This is a genomic window from Burkholderia humptydooensis (assembly GCF_001513745.1).
Lineage (GTDB): Bacteria > Pseudomonadota > Gammaproteobacteria > Burkholderiales > Burkholderiaceae > Burkholderia > Burkholderia humptydooensis.
Window position 1 is genome coordinate 3,547,856 of the sequence record NZ_CP013380.1, and the last position, 20,963, is coordinate 3,568,818.

Genomic DNA, 20,963 nt, shown 5'->3' on the forward strand with positions numbered 1-20,963 from the left:
TTCACTGGTGGAACGTTCGTCACCTTACACCAGCACGCGCTCGATCCCGCCGTTGTTCGCGCGCGCGACGTAGTCGGTCATCCAGTTTTCGCCGAGCATGTGACGCGCGATCTCGACGACGATGTAGTCGGCCTCGATGTCCGCGTCCTCGTTGTAGCGCGACAGGCCCTGCAGGCACGCCGGGCAGCTCGTCAGGATCTTCACGTCGGACGCGCCCGCGGCCGCGACGTTCGCGCCATTCGCGCCGTTGCCCGACACCACCGGAATGTTACGCAATTTGGCGACGCCCTTCTTGATCTCCTCCTCCTTTCGGAAGCGGACCTGCGTCGACACGTCCGGGCGCGCGACGGCAAGCGTGCCCGATTCGCCGCAGCAGCGATCGTTCTTCTCGATCCGGTAGCCGTCGTGCTGCGCGCCCATCAGCTCGTTGACGAGCTTGACCGGGTCCATCGTCTTGATCGGCGTGTGGCATGGATCGTGATACATGTAGCGCGTGCCCGTCACGCCGTCGAGCCTCATTCCCTTTTCGAGCAGGAACTCGTGGATGTCGATGATCCGGCAGCCTGGGAAGATCTTGTCGAATTCGTAGCCGGCGAGCTGGTCGTAGCAGGTGCCGCACGACACGACCACCGTCTTGATGTCGAGGTAGTTCAGCGTGTTCGCGACCCGATGGAACAGCACGCGGTTGTCGGTGACGATCTTTTCGGCCTTGTCGTACTGGCCCGAGCCGCGCTGCGGATAGCCGCAGCAGAGGTAGCCAGGCGGCAGCACGGTCTGCACGCCCGCCTCCCACAGCATCGCCTGCGTCGCGAGCCCGACCTGCGAGAACAGCCGCTCGGAGCCGCAGCCGGGGAAGTAGAACACCGCCTCCGAATCGACGGTCGTCGTCTTCGGATTGCGGATGATCGGCACGATCTTGTTGTCCTCGATGTCGAGCAGCGCGCGCGCCGTCTTCTTCGGCAGGTTGCCCGGCATCTTCTTGTTGACGAAGTGGATCACCTGCTCGACTGCGGGCCGCTTGCCGGTGGTCGACGGCGGGTGCGCGGTCTGCTTCTGCGCGACCTTCTTCAGCACGTCGTTCGCGAGGCGCTGCGCCTTGTAGCCCAGGCCCATCATCACCGCGCGCGTCGCGTTGATCGTCTGCGGGTTCGTCGCGTTCAGGAAGAACATGCCGGCCGCGCTGCCCGGGTTGAACTTCTTCTTGCCCATCTTGCGCAGCAGGTTGCGCATGTTCATCGTCACGTCGCCGAAGTCGATCTTGACGGGGCACGGCGTCGCGCACTTGTGGCAGACGGTGCAATGATCGGCGACGTCGTTGAATTCGTCCCAGTGCTTGATCGACACGCCGCGGCGCGTCTGCTCCTCGTACAGGAACGCCTCGACGAGCAGCGACGTCGCGAGGATCTTGTTGCGCGGGCTGTACAGCAGGTTCGCGCGCGGCACGTGCGTCGCGCACACCGGCTTGCACTTGCCGCAGCGCAGGCAGTCCTTCACCGATTCGGCGATCGCGCCGATGTCGGACTGCTGCATGATGAGCGATTCGTAGCCCATCAGGCCGAAGCTCGGCGTGTACGCGTTGCGCAGATCCGCGCCTTCGAGCAGCTTGCCCTTGTTGAAGCGGCCCTGCGGATCGACGCGCTGCTTGTATGCGCGGAATTCGGCGATCTCGTCGTCGGTCAGGAACTCGAGCTTCGTAATGCCGATCCCGTGCTCGCCGGAGATCACGCCGTCGAGCGAGCGCGCGAGCCTCATGATCCGCGCCACCGCCGCGTGCGCGTCCTGCAGCATCGCGTAGTTGTCGGAGTTCACCGGGATATTCGTGTGAACGTTGCCGTCGCCCGCGTGCATGTGCAGCGCGACGAACACGCGGCCGCGCAGCACCTGCTTGTGGATCGCCTGCGCCTCGTCGAGGATCGGCTTGAACGCGCCGCCGTTGAAGATCTGCCGCAGCTCCGCGCGGATCTCCTGCTTCCACGACACGCGCACCGTGCGGTCCTGCGTCACGTGGAAGACGGCCGCGTCCGGCTGCGCGTCGACGCGATCCGCGAACTTTTCCGCGAGCGCCTCGTAGCCGAGCGTGACGAGATAGTGCTGCGCCTCGCGCAGCGGCATGTCGAGCTTCTCGCGCAGGAATTCCCAGCGCGCGCGCACGCGCTTGAGCAAGTCGAGCGCCTGCTGCACGCGGTCCTCGAGCAGCTCGGCGCTCGGAATCTCGCTCGCGTCGTCGCTCTTGCCGAGCGGCAGGTTGCCCGCGGTGAAGAACGCCTCGAGCGCGTCGACGAGCTGCAGCTTGTTCTTGATCGACAGCTCGATGTTGATCCGCTCGATGCCATCCGTGTACTCGCCCATCCGGTTCAGCGGGATGACGACGTCCTCGTTGATCTTGAACGCGTTCGTGTGCTTCGCGATCGCGGCGGTGCGGCTGCGGTCGAGCCAGAAGCGCTTGCGCGCCTCCGCGCTGACGGCGACGAAGCCTTCGCCGCTCTTGCCGTTGGCCATCCGCACGACTTCGGACGTTGCATGCGCGACCGCGTCGGCGTCGTCGCCGACGATGTCGCCGATCAGCACCATCTTCGGGAACGCCTGGCGCTTGCTCTTCGTCGCGTAGCCGACCGCGCGCAGATAGCGTTCGTCGAGGTGCTCGAGGCCCGCGAGGATCGCGCCGCCGCGCTTCGACGTCTCGAACAGGTAATCCTTGATCTCGACGATGCTCGGAATCGCCTCGCGCGCCTGGCCGAAGAATTCGAGGCAGACGGTGCGCGTGTGCGCGGGCATCTTGTGCAGCACCCAGCGCGCGGACGTGATGAGGCCGTCGCAGCCTTCCTTCTGCACGCCCGGCAGGCCCGCGAGGAACTTGTCCGTCACGTCCTTGCCGAGGCCTTCCTTGCGGAAGCGCCGGCCTTCGATGTCGAGCGTCTCGGCGCGCAGCAGCTTCTCGCCCGGCGCGCGCGCACCGTCGAACCACTTGAGCTCGAAGCGCGCGACGGGGATGTCGTGGATCTTGCCGAGGTTGTGCTCGACGCGCGTGACTTCGAGCCAGTTCCCTTCCGGATCGACCATCCGCCACCATGCGAGGTTGTCGAGCGCGGTGCCCCAGAGCACCGCCTTCTTGCCGCCCGCGTTCATCGCGATGTTGCCGCCGATGCACGATGCGTCGAGCGACGTCGGATCGACCGCGAACACGTAGCCCGCCGCCTCGGCCGCCTCGGTCACGCGGCGCGTGACGACGCCCGCGCCGGAGAAGATCGTCGGCACCTTGTGCGCGACGCCCGGCAGCTCGGTCAGCTCGACGGCGCCCAGTTGCTCGAGCTTCTCGGTGTTGATGACGGCCGAGAACGGCGTGAGCGGCACCGCGCCGCCCGTGTAGCCCGTGCCGCCGCCGCGCGGAATCACGGTCAGGCCGAGCTCGAAGCACGCCTTCACGAGGCTCGCGATTTCCGCCTCGGCATCGGGCGTCAGCACGACGAACGGATATTCGACGCGCCAGTCGGTCGCGTCCGTCACGTGCGACACGCGCGCGAGGCCGTCGAAACGGATGTTGTCCCTTTGCGTGCAGCGGCCGAGCACCTTCGTCGCTCGGCGGCGCAGCTCCGCCATCTTTTCGAACTCCTGCGCGAACTCGTCGACCGCGCGCTGCGCGGCCGCGGCGAGCATCTCGACGCGCGCGGCGCGTTCGCGGCCCGCCGTGTCGCCGTGCTCGGACAAGTCCGCGCGGCGGCGCTTCTCGATCTCGGACAGCCGGTGGTTCAGCGCCTCGACGAGCAGCGCGCGCCGCTTCGGATTGTCGAGCAGGTCGTCCTGCAGATACGGATTGCGCCGCACCACCCAGACGTCGCCCAGCACCTCGTACAGCATCCGCGCCGAGCGGCCCGTGCGGCGCTCGGCGCGCAGCTCGTCGAGCGCGGCCCACGCTTCGCCGCCGAGCAGGCGGATCACGATCTCGCGATCGGAGAACGACGTGTAGTTGTAGGGAATTTCGCGCAGGCGCGGAGCGGGGTCGGCGGCGACGGCGGCTGCCGCGCCGTGCGGATCGAAAACTTGCGGTGCGTTCATGTTCGGACGATTCGGAGGCCGGCGCGCGACGAAGAGGCGCGAAACCGGCAAGCGCGTGGCGCGCGATTTTGGGGAAATCTTCTGTTACCAGGCGCGCGGAGGCCTGGCGGCGCTCGGTACCGTCACCACGATCGCGCGCAGCGCGCGTGCCGTTGCGCCGCGGGACACGCTGCGCGCGGCGACGGCTTCAAAAGGACGATCCGAGACTGCCTTTGCATCTTCCGATCCTTGATTCAAAACGAAATTCTAACTCAGGTTGGACGAACGCGTTAATCGTTGGCGCGGCAGTCGAATGGCGCGTCGAACCAGCCGGCGCCCCCGAGCGGCGGGCATTTGCGACGGATCGCGCAGCGCGGCGCGCCGGTCTTTCAGTCCGCCGACGGCGCGCCGCGCGCGCCCGATTCGCCGTCCGGCCGGCCGCTAGCCGTTCGGTCGAGGCCGAAACAGCGAGGGTTGGCGCTATCATTGCCTTTTTTCTGCCGCATCCACGCTTTTCGCACCCTCTCATGGCTTCCCACGATTATCTGAAGAAAATCCTGACCGCCCGGGTGTACGACGTCGCGCTCGAAACCGAGCTCGAACGCGCGCGCAACCTCTCCGCGCGGCTCAACAACGCCGTCTACCTGAAGCGCGAGGACAACCAGCCGGTGTTCTCGTTCAAGCTGCGCGGCGCGTACAACAAGATGGCGCACATCCCGGCCGGCGCGCTCGCGCGCGGCGTGATCACCGCATCGGCGGGCAACCACGCGCAGGGCGTCGCGTTCTCGGCCGCGCGAATGAACGTGAAGGCGGTGATCGTCGTGCCGGTGACGACGCCGCAGGTCAAGGTCGACGCGGTGCGCGCGCACGGCGGGCCGACCGTCGAGGTGATCCAGGCGGGCGAATCGTACAGCGACGCGTACGCGCACGCGGTGAAGGTGCAGGCCGAGCGCGACCTCACGTTCGTCCATCCGTTCGACGATCCTTACGTGATCGCGGGCCAGGGCACGGTCGCGATGGAAATCCTGCGCCAGCATCAGGGGCCGATCCACGCGATCTTCGTGCCGATCGGCGGCGGCGGGCTCGCGGCGGGCGTCGCCGCGTACGTGAAGGCGGTGCGCCCCGAGATCAAGGTGATCGGCGTGCAGACCGACGATTCGTGCGCGATGAAGCAATCGCTCGCGGCGGGCAAGCGCGTCGAGCTCGCCGAGGTCGGGCTCTTCTCCGACGGCACCGCGGTCAAGCTCGTCGGCGAGGAGACGTTTCGCCTCTGCGCCGCGTATCTCGACGACGTCGTGACCGTCGACACCGACGCGCTCTGCGCGGCGATCAAGGACGTGTTCCAGGATACGCGCAGCGTGCTCGAGCCGGCGGGCTCGCTCGCGGTCGCGGGCGCGAAGCAGTATGCGGAGCGCAAGGGGATCGAGGGCGAGACGCTCGTCGCGATCACGTCCGGCGCGAACATGAACTTCGACCGGATGCGCTTCGTCGCCGAGCGCGCCGAGGTGGGCGAGGCGCGCGAGGCCGTGTTCGCGGTGACGATCCCCGAGGAGCGCGGCAGCTTCAGGCGCTTCTGCTCGCTCGTCGGCGAGCGCAACGTGACCGAGTTCAACTACCGGATCGCCGATGCGCGATCGGCGCACATCTTCGTCGGCGTGCAGATCCGGCGGCGCGACGAAACGGACGAGATCGCGCGCAACTTCGCCGCGCACGGCTTCACGACCGTCGATCTGTCGGGCGACGAGCTGTCGAAGCAGCACATCCGCTACATGGTGGGCGGCCGCTCGCCGCTCGCGCACGACGAGCGGCTGTTCCGCTTCGAATTCCCGGAGCGGCCGGGCGCGCTGATGAAGTTCCTGTCGTCGATGGCACCCGACTGGAACATCAGCCTGTTCCATTACCGGAACCAGGGCGCCGACTATAGCTCGATCCTCGTCGGCCTGCAGGTGCCGCAGGCGGACCACGCGGAATTCGACCGCTTCCTCGCGGCGCTCGGCTACCCGTTCTGGGAAGAAAGCGGCAACCCGGCGTATCGTCTCTTCCTGTCGTAATCCGTCCATTCCATACGATATGAACCCCGACCACTCCCCGCTCGGCAAGGCGACCGTCTACTCGAACCAGTACGACGCGTCGCTGCTGTTTCCGATTCCGCGCGCGCGCGCGAGAGAGCAGATCGGCATCGGCGCGCAGTTGCCGTTCTTCGGCACCGACATCTGGAACGCATACGAGCTGTCGTGGCTCAATGCGCGCGGCAAGCCGCAAGTCGCGATCGCGACGTTCTACGTGCCGGCCGAATCGCCGAATATCGTCGAATCGAAGTCGTTCAAGCTGTATCTCGGCTCGTTTGCGCAGACCGCGTTCGAATCGCTCGACGCGGTGCGCGACGCGCTCAAGCGCGACGTGTCGGCCGCGTGCGGCGCGAGCGTGACCGTGCGGCTCGCGACGCCCGCCGAATTCCGCAAGCTGCAGATGGACGAGCTCGACGGGCTGTCGCTCGACCGCCTCGATCTCGAAGCCGACGTCTACGAGCCCGATCCGTCGTTCCTCACCGCATCGCACGACGAAGCGCCCGTCGAGGAAACGCTCGTCACCGATCTGCTGAAGTCGAACTGCCCGGTGACGGGCCAGCCCGACTGGGGCAGCGTGCAGATCCACTACGTCGGCGCGCCGATCGATCACGCGGGCCTGTTGCGCTACATCATCTCGTTTCGCAACCACACAGGCTTTCACGAGCAATGCGTCGAGCGGATCTTCGTCGACATCCTGCGCGCGTGCAAGCCGGTGAAGCTGGCCGTCTACGCGCGCTACACGCGCCGCGGCGGGCTCGACATCAATCCGTTCCGCACGAACTACAACCAGCCGATGCCGGACAACGCGCGCACCGCGCGGCAGTGACGCAGACGGCGCCCGCCGCGCGCCGCATCACTTCGCCGGCGCCTTGTACGCGATGCAGTCGACCTCGACCTTGCAGTCGATCACCATGCTCGACTGCACGCACGCGCGCGCGGGCGGATGCTCGCCGAAGTACGAGATGAAGACCTTGTTGAACGACGCGAAATCGCGCGCGTCGTCGAGCCACACGCCGCAGCGCACGACGTGCTCGAGGCCGTAGCCGGCTTCCTTCAGGATCGCGATCACGTTCTCGATCGCCTGCTTCGATTGCGTGACGATCCCGCCCTCGACGACCTCGCCGTTCACCATCGGCGTCTGGCCGGACACGTACAGCCACCCGTCCGCCTCGACCGCGCGCGCGAACGGCATCACCTGGCCGCCCGTGCCCTTCGCTTCGCCCACGCCATATCGCTTCATCGTTTCACTCCTTCGTTTCGTTTGCCAACACGCGCCGCCCGCGCGATGCGGGCGACGCGCGACGTTTGGTCACGCTCGCGCGCCGAATCGACCGCGCGCGCCGAATCCGTCGATCGACGAGCCCGCTCAGAACGCGTCGTGCGCCGTCGCCGCGGCCCGCGCGCCGCGCGCGACGAAGCGGCCCGCGCGCTCGCCCGTCGGCGCGCCGTCGCAATACGACAGCACGCCGTTCACCCACACGGCCTCGATCCCGTGCGCCGGCTGCTGCGGCTGCTCGAACGTCGCCGCATCGCGCACGCGGTCCGCATCGAACAGCACGAGGTCCGCGTGATAGCCGACCCGCACTTCGCCGCGCTGCGCGAGCCCGAAGCGCCGCGCGGACAGCGACGTCATCTTGCGCACCGCCTCTTCGAGCGAAATCAGTTGCTCGTCGCGCGCGTAGTAGCCGAGCACGCGCGGGAATGCGCCCCAGAGGCGCGGATGCGGCAGCGGATCGTTCGGCAGGCCGTCGGAGCCCACCATCGTCGCCGGATGCGACAGGATTCGCCGCACGTCGTCCTCCGACATGTTGTGATACACGGCGCCCGCCGGCTGCAGCCGGCGGGCCGCGTCCCGCTCGGGCACGCCCCACTCCGCCGCGATCGCCTTCAGCAGCTTGCCCGCCATTTCCGGATGCGGGTCGGACCACGTGATCGTGATGTCGATGTCGCCCGTCGCCTGCTTGATGTCGAGCGTCGACGAGCTGCGGCTGTACGGATAGCAGTCGCAGCCGACGGGCTGGATGCGCCGCGCGCGTTCGAGCGACGCGAGCACGTCGGCGCTGCGCCCCCAGTTCGCCGGCCCCGCGCACTTCAGATGCGAGATCACGACGGGCACGCGCGCGTGCCGGCCGACGCGGTATGCCTCGTCCATCGCGTCGAGGATCGCGTCGAACTCGGTGCGCATGTGCGTCGTGTAGACGGCGCCCGCGTTCGCGAGCGGCTCGGCGAGCGCCATCACTTCTTCGGCCGGCGCGGCGAACGCCGAGCCGTACGCGAGCCCCGAGCTCAGGCCGAGCGCGCCGTGCGCGAGCGCTTCTTCGAGCTGCGCGCGCATCGCGGCGATTTCGGCGTCGGTCGCCGCGCGGTCGAGCCGGTCCATCTGGTTGTTGCGCAGCGCGGTATGGCCGACGAGCGCCGCCACGTTGACGGCCGGCTTCGCCGCGCCGAGCGCGTCGACGTAGGCGGCGAACGTCGGATAGCGGAACGCCGCGCGCGCGCCGAGCAGGTTCATCGGATCGGGCGGGTCGCCATTCAGCGCGACGGGCGACGCGCTGATTCCGCAGTTGCCGACGATCACCGTCGTCACGCCCTGCGAGATCTTCGGCAGCATCTGCGGCGCGTCGATCACGTGCGTGTCGTCGTGCGTGTGCACGTCGACGAAGCCCGGCGCGAGCGCGCGGCCGTTCGCCTCGACCACCTGCTCCGCGAGCCAGTTCGTCAGGTTGCCGATCGCGACGATCCGGTCGCCGCGAATCGCGACATCGCGCTCGACGCGCGGCGCGCCCGTGCCGTCGTACAACTGCGCGCCGACGATCAGCGTATCGGCCGCTTCGGGATGCGAGTGCATGTCAGTCTCCTAACGGTTGGCGGTCGCCGCCGCCGCGGTGCAGGTCGAGCGCGTGCTTCATCCGGCGCAGCGGCTCGCGGCAGTCGTCGCCCAGGCGCAGCGCGACTTCGGTGACGAGCACGTCGAGCGCCATCAGCATCGCGTAGCGCGACGTCGACGGCTTGAAGATGAAATCGGTTTCGAACGCGACGACGGGAATCAGGTGATCGGCGAGCTGCGCGAGCGGCGACGCGGGCGCGGTGAGCGCGACGAGCGTCGCGCCGTAGCGCTTCGCGAGCGCGCAGCTTTCGAGCTGCTCGGGGACGCGCCCCGACACCGACAGCGCGACGACGACGCAGCCGGGCGCCGCGGTGGCCGCGACCATCCGCTGCAGCAGCGCGTCCTGGTAGGTCGCGACCGGCCGGCCGAAGCGCACGAGGCGAAAGCGCAATTCGTCGGCGAGCGCGGTCGAGCCGCCGCCCTGCCCGTACACGTAGATCATGTTCGCCGTGGCGAGCGCGGCGGCGGGCGCGTCGAACGACGTCTGGCGCAGCAACCGGTGGTTGTGCTCGAGCGCCACCTGCACGTCTTCGTACACGCGCGAAACGGGCGTCTCGTCGCGCCGAGCATCGGCCGCGGCCGGGGTCAGAAAGCGCTGGCCGACCGCGGCCGCCTGCGCGAGCCGCAGCTTGAGCTCGCGCACGTCGCGGCAGCCGACCGCCTTCGCGAAGCGCGTGACGGTGGCGACGCTTACGCCTGCTTGCGCGGCGAGCGCGCCGATGCTCGCGTGCGCGGCCTGCGTCAGATCGCCGAGGATCAGCGCCGCGACCTTGCGCTCGGCATCGCGCAACTCGGGCGCGCACTCGGCGATCCGGGCGACGATGTCGAAGGCGGGCTGCTCGGCGGACGGCGTCATGAGGCGGCGATCGGTTGAGATCGGTTGAGGGTGACGGCCGGTGCGAACCGTCGCGTTAATAAATAACATTACCGAGGCGATGCTACTTTCTGTACTATCGCGAAGTCAACTTCGCATCGATACATATGGACGATGGAGCGAGATAAGATGAAAGTTACAAACTATCAGGAAGCGACGATCGATCCCTTCGGCAAGGGTCTCGGCAACGTGCCGAGCGCGAGCGTGCCGCTGTCGGACGCGGGCCGCCTCGAATGGAACCTGCTCGCCGAGGACGTGAGCCTGCCCGCCGCCGTGCTGTACGCGGACCGGATCGAGCACAACCTGAAGTGGATGCAGGCGTTCGTCGCCGAATACGGCGTGAAGCTCGCGCCGCACGGCAAGACGACGATGGCGCCGCAGTTGTTCCGCCGCCAGCTCGAGACGGGCGCGTGGGGCATCACGCTCGCGACCGCGCATCAGACGCGCGCCGCGTACCACGGCGGCGTGCGGCGCGTGCTGCTCGCGAACCAGCTCGTCGGCCGGCACAACATGGCGATGATCGCCGAGCTCTTGACCGACCCCGATTTCGAGTTTTTCTGCCTTGTCGATTCGGTCGACGGCGTCGAGCAGCTCGGGCGCTTCTTCGGCGCCGCGGGCAAGCCGCTCAACGTGCTGCTCGAGCTCGGCGTGCCGGGCGGGCGCACCGGCGTGCGCGACGACGCGCAGCGCGACGCGGTGCTCGCCGCGCTCGCGCGCCACGCGGGCGTGCTGAAGCTCGCCGGCATCGAGCTGTACGAAGGCGTGCTGAAGGAGGAAGGCGAGATCCGCGCGTTCCTGCGGCGCGCGGTCGAGCTCGTGCATGAGCTCGCCTCGGCCAGCCGCTTCGCGCACGCGCCGGCGCTGCTGTCGGGCGCGGGCTCCGCGTGGTACGACGTCGTCGCCGACGAATTCGCGCAGGCGGCCGCGGCCGGCGTGATCGACGTCGTGCTGCGCCCCGGCTGCTATCTGACGCACGACATCGGCATCTACAAGAAAGCGCAGACCGACATCTTCGCACGCAACCCGATCGCGCAAAAAATGGGCGAAGGCCTGCTGCCGGCGCTGCAGTTGTGGGCGTACGTGCAGTCGATCCCGGAGCCCGAGCGCGCGATCGTCGCGCTCGGCAAGCGCGATTCCGCGTTCGACGCGGGCCTGCCGGAGCCGGCGCGCCACTTCCGCCCGGGCGCGGGCGGCCTGCCGCGCGACATCGCGCCGGGCGAAGGCTGGGAAGTGACCGGCCTGATGGACCAGCACGCGTACCTGAAGATCCCGGCGGGCGCGGACCTGAAGGTCGGCGACATGGTGTCGTTCGACATCTCGCACCCGTGCCTCACGTTCGACAAGTGGCGGCAGTTGCTCGTCGTCGATCCGCAGTACCGCGTGACCGAGGTGATCGAGACGTACTTCTGACGTCGGCGCTCAGGCGGCGCGGGCGGTCGGGCGCACGAGCGGCCGACCGCCCGCGCGACGCGGCCGCGCCCTCCGTCACACCCGCTTCACGCACCCGTCATCAGCAGCCCGGCAGCCCGGAGTACACTGCCCGTTCGTCCTGGATCATCCGATGTCGTTCAACAGGAGAAGGTCATGGCAGCAAAGAAGATTCTGTTTCTGACGGGCGATTTCGCCGAAGACTACGAGACGATGGTGCCGTTCCAGGCGCTCCTCGCGGTCGGCCATCACGTCGACGCGGTATGCCCCGGCAAGCGCGCGGGCGACAAGGTGAAGACGGCGATCCACGATTTCGAAGGCGACCAGACCTACACGGAAAAGCCCGGCCACCAGTTCACGCTGAACGCGACGTTCGACGACGTCGACGCGACGGGCTACGACGCGCTCGCGGTCGCGGGCGGCCGCGCGCCCGAGTATCTGCGGCTCGACCCGAAAGTGATCGCGCTCGTGCGCGCGTTCGCCGAAGCGAAGAAGCCGATTGCGGCAATTTGTCACGCCGCGCAGTTGCTCGCGGCGGCCGACGTGATCCGCGGCAAGCGGATCTCGGCCTACCCGGCGTGCGCGCCGGAAGTGCGGCTCGCGGGCGGCGAGTATGCGGACATTCCGGTCGACGCGGCCGTCACCGACGCGCCGTTCGTCACCGCGCCCGCGTGGCCCGCGCATCCCGCGTGGCTGTCGCAATTCCTCGCGCTGCTCGGCACCCGCATCGAGCTCTGAGGGCCGGCACGCGCGGCGGCGGCATGTCGCCGCGCGCGGCCCGCGCTCCTTCGCTTCGCGCTCACTTCGCGCCGGCTTCGGCGACGCGCGCCTCCAGCATCGTCAACGCGCCGGACAGCGCATTGAGCACGTCGTCCGGCAGCGACGCCATCGTATCGTGCAGGAACGCGTTGCGGCGCGGCAGGCACGCCTCGAACGCCGCGCGCCCGGCCTGCGTGAGCTTCACGTTCGTCACGCGATTGTCGCGCGCATCGGCTTCGCGCTCGATCCAGCCGAGCGTCTCGAGCGTCTTCAACTGGCGTGTGAGCGCACCCGGATCGACGCGCAGCAGCTCGACGAGCCGCTTCTGCGACGACGCGCCGCCGTGCTGCTCGAGCGCGACCATGATGCGCCAGCGCGGCAGCGGCTGGCCGACGTGCGCCTCGAACGCGGACATGAACGCGCGGTACGTGCGTCCGAACTGCTGCAAGATCGCGATGCGGTCCTGTTCTTCCATGCGCTGACTTCGGCTCCGGTAGGCGTGAATGAGGTAACGAAGCGCCCGCTCATTCGGCGACGACGGTCGGCTCGAGCTTGCGGCGCAGCTCGACGGGCGGCACGCGGCGGCTTTGCCACACCGCCGCGAGCGCGACGAGCGCGCCGACCGCGATGCCGATATGGATCGCGCCGACGAGCGATTCGCGCGCCGCTTCGAGCAAATGGGCGCCATGATGCCCGGCGCGCACGAGTTCGTCCACCACGCGCGACTGCGCGGCGCGGTCGATCAGCACCTGCGGATCGGCGAGGCGCGCCTGCCAGCGCAGCGCGCCGTCCGCGGCGAGCGCGTCGCGCACGCCGCTCGCGTAGAGCTGGTTGACGAGCGTGCCGGTGAGCGCCGTGCCGACCATCCCGCCCACCATCCGCAGCGACTGCAGCAGCGCGGTCGCGATCCCGAGATGCTCGCGGCCCGCCGTCTGCTGCGCGAACACGGTCAGGTTCGGCAGCACGAAGCCGAGGCCCACGCCGCCCGCAACCATCAGCGCCATCAGCGCCCAGCCGGGCGTCGCATGCGTCGACGCGACGACGCCCGCGCACGCAATCGCGAACAGCAGGAAGCCCGCGTACAGCATCGCGTTCGGGCGGCGGATGCGCGTGATCACGCGGCCGTTCATGATGCTGCCGATCGTGATGAACACGACGAGCGGCGTGATGACGACGCCCGCCTGCTGCGGCGACATCCCGAAGCCGCCCTGGAACAGCAGCGGCGCGTAGAAGAGCAGCGAGAACATCGCGAAACCGGCGAGGATCGCGAGAATGAAGAGCGCGGACAGCGCGCGGTTCGAGAACATGTCGAACGGCAGAATCGGCTGCGCGCAGCGCTTCTCCCAGCGCCACAGCGCGGCGCCGCCCGCGAGCGCGACGACGAGCAGGAGCGTCGGCCAGCCGCCGATGCCGTACTTCGGCAGCCATTCGACGAACAACTGCATCGCGCCGAGCGTCGCCGCGATGAGGAGCGCGCCCGGCCAGTCGAGCCGCATCCTGGCCGTGTGCTCGACATGCCGCAGGTGCGGCAGATAGCGCCAGACGAAGAGGAGCGACAGCAGGCCGACCGGCAGGTTCACGTAGAACACCGCGCGCCAGCCGTAGTGCTGCGTCAGCACGCCGCCGAGCGACGGCCCGACCGCGTTCGCGATCCCGAACGCCGAGCTCATCAGCACCTGCCAGCGCAGCCGCACGACCGAATCGGGAAAGAGGTCCGGAATGCACGCGAACGCGGTGCCGACGAGCATCCCGCCGCCGACGCCCTGCAGCGCGCGCGCGAGCACGAGCGACAGCATGTCGTGCGCCATCCCGCACAGCACCGATGCGCCCGTGAACACGGCGAGCGATGCGATCACGAACGGCTTGCGCCCGTAGTAATCGCCGAGCCGCCCGAAGATCGGCACGGTGATCACCGACGCGAGCAGATACGACGTCGCGACCCACGCGTACAGGTCGAAGCCGCGCAGCTCGGCGACGATCGTCGGCAGCGCGGTGCCGACGACGGTCTGGTCGAGCGCGACGAGCATCGTGACGAAGGAAATGCCGAGCATTGCGAGCAACGATTCGCGAAACGGAAGGACTTGCCCGCTCGAATGGTGGGCGGCGGTATGGACAGCCATCTTTTGTTCGTGCAACTTTTGATGCGTCAACGAATCGAAAATTTTATCATGCATCAGGTAATCTAGCCGGCGCCCCCATGCGATGCGCGCGCCGCGAAGGAGTCAAATGGAACCGCTCACAATCGTTGCCGGGCCGACGCTGTCGGCCGCGGATCTCGACACGCTGCGGCGCGCGAAGCTCGCGCTCGAAAGCCCGTCGCTGACGATCAAGCTGACGAGCGTCGTCGGCGCGCCGGTCGAGAAGATGATCGGCAAGCTGCCCGGCTTCGCGACCGACAAGATCAACGACGCGACGCAGCTCGCGCTGCGCAAGTGCCTGCACATCGCGCTGCGCACGCTCGGCAAGTCGGGCGGCGTCGCGAGCGAGGGCGAGACGCCGGGCAAGCCGAGCAACCTGCTGCACAAGCTCGCCGTCGCGACGACGGGCGCGGCGGGCGGCGCGTTCGGCCTCCTCGCGCTGCCCGTCGAGCTGCCCGTCACGACGACGCTGATGTTCCGGTCGATCTGCGACATCGCGCGCAGCGAGGGCGAGGATCTGTCGAGCGCCGAGGCGCAGTTGCAATGCCTCGCGGTGCTCGGGATGGGCGGCGGCTTCGGCCCGCTGCCGGGCGCGGGCAAGACGGGCGGCAAGACGGCCGGCGAGCCGCGCGAGCGCGACGGGCACGAGAGGCAGGGCGAGCACTGGGAACACTGGGAGCACGACAAGGAGGAGGAAGACGCCGACATCGGCTATTTCGTGCTGCGCGGCGCGCTCGCGCAGGCGGTGTCGAAGGCGTCGTCGGAAATCGCGTCGAAGGGTTTCGCGACGCATGGCTCGGCCGCGCTGCTGCGCCTCGTGCAGTCGATCGCGTCGCGCTTCTCGGTGCAGGTGACTGAGCAGATCGCCGCGAAATCGATTCCGGCGATCGGCGCCGTGCTCGGCGCGACCGTCAACACGCTCTTCATCGACCATTTCCAGCAGGCCGCGCACGGCCACTTCGCGGTGCGCCGGCTCGAGCGCAAGTACGGGCAGGCGGCCGTGAAGGCGGCGTATCAGGCGATCGACGCGTCTGCCGTGCGCTGAGTCGCGCGCTCGACCGCGATGCGCCGCACGAACGCGGCCGCGCGCTCGAGCGCGCGCGCCGATTCGGGCACGAACGGCACATAGATCTGCCAGACGTGCGGCATCTGCGGCCATATCTCCAGTTCGACGTGCACGCCCGCCGCGCGCGCCTTGTCGGCGACGCGCCGCGAATCGTCGAGCAGCACCTCGGTGCTGCCCGCCTGGATGAAGAGCGGCGGCAATCCCGTGAAATCCGCGTACAGCGGCGACGCATGCGGATGCGTGCCCGGCGTGTCGCCGAGATACAGGCGCGCCGCGCGGCCGAGCGCCGCGCCCGCGAACATCGGGTCGAGCCCGTCGTGCGAGCGCAGCGTGTCGCCCGTCGCGGCGAGATCGGTCCAGGGCGAGAACAGCACGGCGCCCGCGGGCAGCGGGTCGCCCGCGTCGCGCAGCGCGACGAGCGCCGCGAGCGCGAGGCCGCCGCCCGCCGAATCGCCGCCGAACACGATCGACTCCGGCGGCGTGCCGGCGGACACGAGTTGCCGGTACGCGGCGAGCGCGTCGTTCAGCGCGGCCGGAAACGGATGCTCGGGCGCGAGCCGATAGTCGAGCGAGAACGAGCGCACGCCGGCGTGCTTCGTCAGCGCGAACACGAGCGGGCGATGCGTCTGCGGCGAGCAGAAGTAATAACCGCCGCCGTGGAAATACAGCAGCATCCGGCTGTGCTGCGCGCGGCCCGGCATGGCGTCCGCGCGCTCGAGCCATTCGCCGCGCAGCGGCGCGTCGCCGGCGCCGTAACGCTCGCGCAGCCGCCAGCCGGCGGGCGGACGGCGCGGCACGCGCATCCGCAGCTTCGTCAGCCGCCGCGCACGCGCCGGATCGATCACGGGACGCTGCGTCTCGGGATGAAACTGCCGGCGCAGCAGCCAGCACGCCACTTTGCTCTGCCAACTCATCGAACGCACTCCCAACCGGAAGAATGTGACGATACTACGTGCGTTCCGGCGCGCGCCCGTCGACCGGGTCCTCTAAATCCGGCCGCGCGGCTCAATTCGCCGGCTGCACCTGGCCGCGAATCTCGCCGCCCGAATGGGCTTTCGTGTGCACATTGAAATACCACTTGCCCGCCATCAGATCGCCGACCTGCTCGTCCGTCAGCGCCTTCTCGCCGACGATCGGGCTCGCGAGCGCATCCTTCGGGATCGGCACCTGCACGCCCGCGTTCTGCCCGACGGGCGCCGGGCCGTGGAAGTGCGCGGCGGTCGCGGGCCCCGTCAGATCGCGGTATGTGGCGTGCCAGCGCAGCGTATGGGTTGCCGTGTCGTAGGTCGCGTCGAGCGCGCCCGATCCCTTGCTCGTCGTCGGCGGCACTTCGCTCGACGGCTGCAGGCTCGCGACGAGCTTCACCGTTTCCGCCCGCGCGACGCCCGCCGCGCACGCGCACACGAGCACCCCGAATCCGATCCTGCGCAATGTCAACATGAATCCTCCTTGCGATCGCCGAACAGGTTGCGCGAACGGGCATGCCGTCCGCTCGACACCCGATGGTAGACGATCTTGCACGCGCGGCGCCCGGCGCGAAGCGCTTCGCCGTTCGCGACGCGGCGGCGCGACGCCGCGCCGTGCCGCTTCCGCCGGCCGTTGCACGGATGCCGGCGGGCGGCAAGCCACGGCCAAGAATAGAGCTTTGCACGAAACCCTCTGAATCCGCATCCGGCGTTTCGCTACACTGCTTCGCACACAGTTGCTTGTTTCCTTCCGTCCGAAGGAATATCTGCGAGTTTGGAAGCGGCCTTCGGGCCGCTCTTTTTTTGCGCGGCGCGGCCAGCCCGCGTGGCGGCTGCTCGGCGTGCGCGATCCGCGGTTTCGTCGCATCGCGCGCGAACGCCGCGCCGTTTCCGGCGCGCGATGAGCGAGATCAGCCCCGGCGCGCGCGCATCCACGCGCATATCACCGATTTACGAGACAATCGGCCTGTTCGGATCGAAACAATGCGAAAAACCGTGCCGTTTCTTCGTTCGCTCTCTCCGCTTCTTCGCGTCGCCCCGCCCTGTCGGCTGCTACTTGGAAGCGCGTCGTGCGTGTGCGCGCTGGCGGCAACGCCTGCGCACGCGCAGGAATTCGCGCTGTTCGGCGGCCTGCTCACGGGCGGCGGCGGTCACAGCTACGCGTGGGCATTCGACTATCAGGAAGGGCTCGGCCGCTACGCGGCCGCGGGCTTCGCCTGGTACAACGAGGGACATATTCCGAATCACCATCGCGACGGCCAGGCGGTCCAGCTCTGGGGGCGGCTGCCGCTGCGCGAGAACCGCTTCGTGATCTCGGCGGGCGTGGGCCCTTACCGGTATTTCGACACGATCCCCGCGACGGAAGGTCGCGGCTATTCGAACTCGCACGGCTGGGGCATGCTGATGAGCGTGCGCGCCGCGTACTACACGTCGCATCGCTGGCTCGCGCAACTGCAGGTGAACCGGACGCAGGTATTCAGCGGGCCGAACACGACGTCGCTGATGTTCGGCATCGGCTATCAGCTCGACGCGCCGGACACGCCAGGCCCGCGCGACTACGCGGCAAGCCGCGCGGGACGCGTCACCGCGAACGAAGTCACCGCGATGCTCGGCGAGACAATCCTCAACAGCCGGCGCTCGCCGACCGCGCTCGGCGGCAGCGTCGAATATCGGCGCGGCGTCGCGAAATACGTCGACTGGACGGCCGCCTATCTATACGAAGGCTCGAAGCAATCGGTGCGCCGCAACGGCATCGCGTCGCAATTCTGGCTCACGCGCGCGTTCCTCGACGACAAGGTCGCGCTGTCCGCCGGCGCGGGCGCCTACCTGCCGCTCAACGAGCGCGACATCCGCGGCCGCTCCGGCGAAGGCGGCGGACGCGTGTCGGGCATCGTGTCGATTTCGGCGAGCTACCGCTTCGACGATCGCTGGCTCGCGCGCATCACGTGGAATCGCGTCGTCACGCGCTACGATCGCGATACCGACGTGATTCAGGCCGGGCTCGGCTACCGCTTCTGAAATCCTGCCCGGCTCCCGCCGCGCAACGTCAATCGAGCGCGCGCAGCACGCCGATCAACTGCTTCGCGGCAACGTCCCAGCGATACCGCGACGCATGCCTTCGCCCTTTCTCCCGCATCTCGCGCCGCAGCTCGGCGTCGCCCATCAGTTGCGCGATCGTCGCCGCGATGTCGACCGCGTCGTGCGCGTCGCAATACAGCGCGGCGTCACCGCACGCCTCGGGCAGCGACGCCTCGCGCGACACGATCACCGGACACCCGCAATACATCGCCTCGAGCGGCGGCAGGCCAAATCCTTCGTATAGCGAAGGAAACACGAAACAACCGGCGTTCTCGTACAGCGCCTTCAGCTCGCCGTCGCTGACATAGCCCGCCCACGTGACGTTGTGCGCGCTCGCGCGCTCGCCGAGCGCCGATGCGCCGAAGATCCTCACGTTGCTGCCGCCCGCGATCACGAACCTGAGCTCGGGGCGCATGCGCTCGAGCCGCGCGATCGCGTCGAGCGTGCGCACGAGATTCTTGCCGGGCGCAAGCGAGCCGACGATCAGCACGTAGCCGTCGTAGGCAAGGCCGAGCCGCTCGAGCACCGCCGGATCGCTTGCGATGCGGCCGAAGTGATCGACGCCGGACACGATCGTCGATACGTCGGTCGGCGCGACGCCCAGACGCGCGACGATCCGTTCCTTCGAGAAGCGCGACACCGTCAGGATGTGCCGCGCGCGGCGCTTGAGCATCCAGAACGCGAAGCGATACCAGAGCCTGAACTTGAGCGAGTAGCCTTGCGGAAAGTCAAACACGGCGACGTCGTGAATCATCACGACCTGATTGCGCTTGAAGAGCGGCCCGACGTTGCACAGGCTCACGAGCGTCTGCCCGCGCGTCGCGAACGGCAGCGCGAGCTGCTCCCACAGCGCGCCGCGCAGCCGCGGCACGACGCGGCGCGCAACCGCGGGTGGCAACGCGTCGCTCACATGATCGCGCGGCACGACGAGCGTCGGGTTGCGCTCGCCCGGCAGCAGGCTCGCGAGCGCCGACGTGAATTCGTGCGCGACGCGCTGCACGCCCGTCAGACGCTGCGACGTGAACTTGCCGTTGATCGCGACGGGCTTCTGCAACGCCGCCATGCCCGAACGGTCGCCGGCGAACGCGGCGCGCGGCGGCGCATCGCGCAACGCGCCCGCTGCCTGCGACGCGCTCGTCGTCATTGCATCGAAGTCCTGATGATTGCGCCGCACGTTCGGCGACGACCTGGATAACGGGGAAGACAGCTTCATGGCAGCAGCAGCGGCGTGACGGCACCCGGTTGACGGGCGCATCCGCGACGTTCGCGGATGCGCGCTCTATGCGTTCAAGTGTCGCCATTCCCCCGCGCGCAGTCTGTGCGCTCCGTCGCACAACGCGGCGCGCGGCGCGCGTATGACGCCGTACGCCGCGATCGCGCGCGTCAGCGGCCGCGGCTCACCGACCAGATCAGATAGAACGATTCTGCCGTCGGCAGGATCTGCGAGAGCATCCGGTTGAAGCGCGCGGCAGGCGCCGTGCCGACATACACGACGTCGAGCGGCTTCATGTCGAACTCGGTCGCGAGCATCAGCGCGTCCACCTGCGTCATGTCGAGACGGAACACTTCGGGCTTGTTGCGCTCGGGCGCGTAGCTGACCTTCTTCAGGCCCTCCTGCAACGCGCTCTGCACGCCCGGCGCCTGCGCGAGCGGCGGATTCGGATGGCGAATCACGATCACCTGGCGCGGATTCGCTCCCATCGGGTCGATGCTGCCCGCCGCGCTCAACGCGTCCGCGAGCGAGAGCTGCCCCTGGTTCATGTAGACGGTTTGCGGCTTCGGCACCTCGCCCATCACGAATACGCGGTTCTGCGTGCGATCGGGCACGTGGACGATGTCGTTCGCCTGCAGCACGATGTTCTGGCGCAAGTCGCCGCGATTCAGGATGCGGTTCACGTCGATCGTCATCACCTGATCGCCGCGCGTGACGAGCACGCGCTGCAGATCCGCATCCGGGTTGCCGCCGCCCGCGCGGTTGATCGCATCGACGACGCGCAGATGCGAGCCCGTCAACGACAGTTGCCCAGGGTTCTTCACGTCGCCCGTCACCTGCACGCGCTGACTGCGATACTGCGTCACGCGCACGTCGATCTGAGGATTCCTGATCTGTTTGTTCAGGCGCCGAGAAAGCAGTGCGGCGATCTGCACGGGGCTCATCCCTTCGACACGCACGCGGCCGAGCGTCGGAAAGAAGATCGTGCCGTTGGCGGCGACGCGCTGGCCCGGCGAGTCGACCTCGCCTTGCCCGTTCGTGCCGAATGCGCTGACCTGCTGCGGCAGCACGCCGCCCAGGCCGCCCGATGCCTGCAGCGTGCCGATGTCGGCGAGCGGCGACGTATCGGCGAGCGTGCCGTTGCCGCCGCCGCGCGTGAGCTCGGGATGATCCCACACGACGATGCCGAGCACGTCGTCCGGGCCGACGCGATAGTCGCCGGGCGCGGTGGGCAGGCTTTGCGCGATCCCCGCTTCCTTCGCGCGCGTATCGGCCTCGTCGGCCTGCTTGAGCGTATAGACGAGCTGCGGCGTGATCAGCCTGACGTCGTACACCGTCGAATCCGTCGGTGCGCTCAAATTGTCGTTCATGCGGCTCGAATCGAGCGCCGGTCCCGGCGCCAGCGCACAGCCCGACAAGGCGAGCGCCGCGGCGCTCGCCCATGCTAGGGTCT

At 68.6% G+C, this 20,963-nt stretch carries 17 protein-coding genes; 7 read left to right on the forward strand and 10 right to left on the reverse strand.

Annotated elements, in window-relative coordinates:
* Window positions 1-24: 24 nt before the first annotated feature.
* Window positions 25-4,053 (reverse strand): DUF3683 domain-containing protein, encoded by a 4,029-nt coding sequence (locus AQ610_RS15820; RefSeq protein ID WP_006024560.1) that lies wholly within the window; start codon window positions 4,051-4,053, stop codon window positions 25-27.
* Between AQ610_RS15820 and AQ610_RS33805 the strand changes: the two genes are divergently transcribed.
* From AQ610_RS33805 to queF, 3 genes are all read left to right on the forward strand, one after another.
* Window positions 4,024-4,326, forward strand: coding sequence for a hypothetical protein (locus tag AQ610_RS33805; RefSeq protein ID WP_009911257.1), 303 nt, complete (start codon window positions 4,024-4,026; stop codon window positions 4,324-4,326). The two genes, AQ610_RS15820 and AQ610_RS33805, sit on opposite strands and share 30 nt — an antisense overlap.
* A 233-nt stretch (window positions 4,327-4,559) precedes the next feature.
* Window positions 4,560-6,083 (forward strand): threonine ammonia-lyase, biosynthetic, encoded by a 1,524-nt coding sequence (gene ilvA, locus AQ610_RS15825; protein ID WP_006024557.1) that lies wholly within the window; start codon window positions 4,560-4,562, stop codon window positions 6,081-6,083.
* 19 nt (window positions 6,084-6,102) lie between these two features.
* Window positions 6,103-6,927, forward strand: a complete 825-nt coding sequence (gene queF, locus AQ610_RS15830) for an NADPH-dependent 7-cyano-7-deazaguanine reductase QueF (RefSeq protein ID WP_006024556.1) — start codon at window positions 6,103-6,105, stop codon at window positions 6,925-6,927.
* Between the two features lie 27 nt (window positions 6,928-6,954).
* Here queF and AQ610_RS15835 read toward each other — a convergent pair whose 3' ends face one another.
* From AQ610_RS15835 to AQ610_RS15845, 3 genes are all read right to left on the reverse strand, one after another.
* Window positions 6,955-7,341 (reverse strand): RidA family protein, encoded by a 387-nt coding sequence (locus AQ610_RS15835; RefSeq protein WP_004189219.1) that lies wholly within the window; start codon window positions 7,339-7,341, stop codon window positions 6,955-6,957.
* Window positions 7,342-7,467: 126 nt separating this feature from the next.
* On the reverse strand, window positions 7,468-8,949 hold the full coding sequence (locus AQ610_RS15840; RefSeq protein WP_006024555.1) for an N-acyl-D-amino-acid deacylase family protein: 1,482 nt from the start codon (window positions 8,947-8,949) through the stop codon (window positions 7,468-7,470).
* 1 nt (window position 8,950) lies between these two features.
* Window positions 8,951-9,844, reverse strand: a complete 894-nt coding sequence (locus tag AQ610_RS15845; protein ID WP_006024554.1) for a MurR/RpiR family transcriptional regulator — start codon at window positions 9,842-9,844, stop codon at window positions 8,951-8,953.
* 147 nt (window positions 9,845-9,991) lie between these two features.
* Here AQ610_RS15845 and AQ610_RS15850 point away from each other — a divergent pair, with 147 nt between their 5' ends.
* A complete protein-coding gene (locus tag AQ610_RS15850) occupies window positions 9,992-11,272 on the forward strand; it encodes an amino acid deaminase (RefSeq protein WP_006024553.1) in 1,281 nt (426 codons plus the stop codon).
* A gap of 174 nt (window positions 11,273-11,446) precedes the next feature.
* The gene (locus AQ610_RS15855) at window positions 11,447-12,028 is read left to right on the forward strand and encodes a DJ-1/PfpI family protein (RefSeq protein WP_006024552.1); all 582 of its coding nucleotides are present in this window, start codon (window positions 11,447-11,449) and stop codon (window positions 12,026-12,028) included.
* Window positions 12,029-12,089: 61 nt separating this feature from the next.
* Here the strand turns inward: AQ610_RS15855 and AQ610_RS15860 are convergent, their stop codons facing one another.
* A complete protein-coding gene (locus tag AQ610_RS15860) occupies window positions 12,090-12,524 on the reverse strand; it encodes a MarR family winged helix-turn-helix transcriptional regulator (RefSeq protein WP_006024551.1) in 435 nt (144 codons plus the stop codon).
* A 49-nt stretch (window positions 12,525-12,573) separates the two neighbouring features.
* Complete coding sequence (locus AQ610_RS15865; RefSeq protein ID WP_043282155.1) at window positions 12,574-14,169, reverse strand: MDR family MFS transporter; 1,596 nt, start codon at window positions 14,167-14,169, stop codon at window positions 12,574-12,576.
* A 106-nt stretch (window positions 14,170-14,275) separates the two neighbouring features.
* Here AQ610_RS15865 and AQ610_RS15870 point away from each other — a divergent pair, with 106 nt between their 5' ends.
* On the forward strand, window positions 14,276-15,232 hold the full coding sequence (locus tag AQ610_RS15870; protein WP_006024549.1) for an EcsC family protein: 957 nt from the start codon (window positions 14,276-14,278) through the stop codon (window positions 15,230-15,232).
* Here the strand turns inward: AQ610_RS15870 and AQ610_RS15875 are convergent.
* Together AQ610_RS15875 and AQ610_RS15880 are read right to left on the reverse strand one after the other, a co-directional pair.
* Entirely contained in the window at window positions 15,202-16,167 is a 966-nt protein-coding gene (locus AQ610_RS15875; RefSeq protein WP_043282010.1) for an alpha/beta hydrolase, read from the reverse strand. The genes AQ610_RS15870 and AQ610_RS15875 overlap by 31 nt on opposite strands.
* A gap of 91 nt (window positions 16,168-16,258) precedes the next feature.
* On the reverse strand, window positions 16,259-16,693 hold the full coding sequence (locus AQ610_RS15880; protein WP_009911236.1) for a CHRD domain-containing protein: 435 nt from the start codon (window positions 16,691-16,693) through the stop codon (window positions 16,259-16,261).
* Window positions 16,694-17,214: 521 nt separating this feature from the next.
* Between AQ610_RS15880 and AQ610_RS15885 the strand changes: the two genes are divergently transcribed.
* Window positions 17,215-18,237, forward strand: a complete 1,023-nt coding sequence (locus AQ610_RS15885; protein ID WP_043282154.1) for a hypothetical protein — start codon at window positions 17,215-17,217, stop codon at window positions 18,235-18,237.
* Between the two features lie 28 nt (window positions 18,238-18,265).
* On the opposite strand, the gene AQ610_RS15890 is transcribed toward AQ610_RS15885, so the two are convergent.
* Together AQ610_RS15890 and AQ610_RS15895 are read right to left on the reverse strand one after the other, a co-directional pair.
* Window positions 18,266-19,510, reverse strand: coding sequence for a glycosyltransferase family 4 protein (locus AQ610_RS15890; protein ID WP_043282008.1), 1,245 nt, complete (start codon window positions 19,508-19,510; stop codon window positions 18,266-18,268).
* Between the two features lie 170 nt (window positions 19,511-19,680).
* A complete protein-coding gene (locus AQ610_RS15895) occupies window positions 19,681-20,928 on the reverse strand; it encodes a polysaccharide biosynthesis/export family protein (protein WP_045554871.1) in 1,248 nt (415 codons plus the stop codon).
* Between the last annotated feature and the right edge of the window lie 35 nt (window positions 20,929-20,963).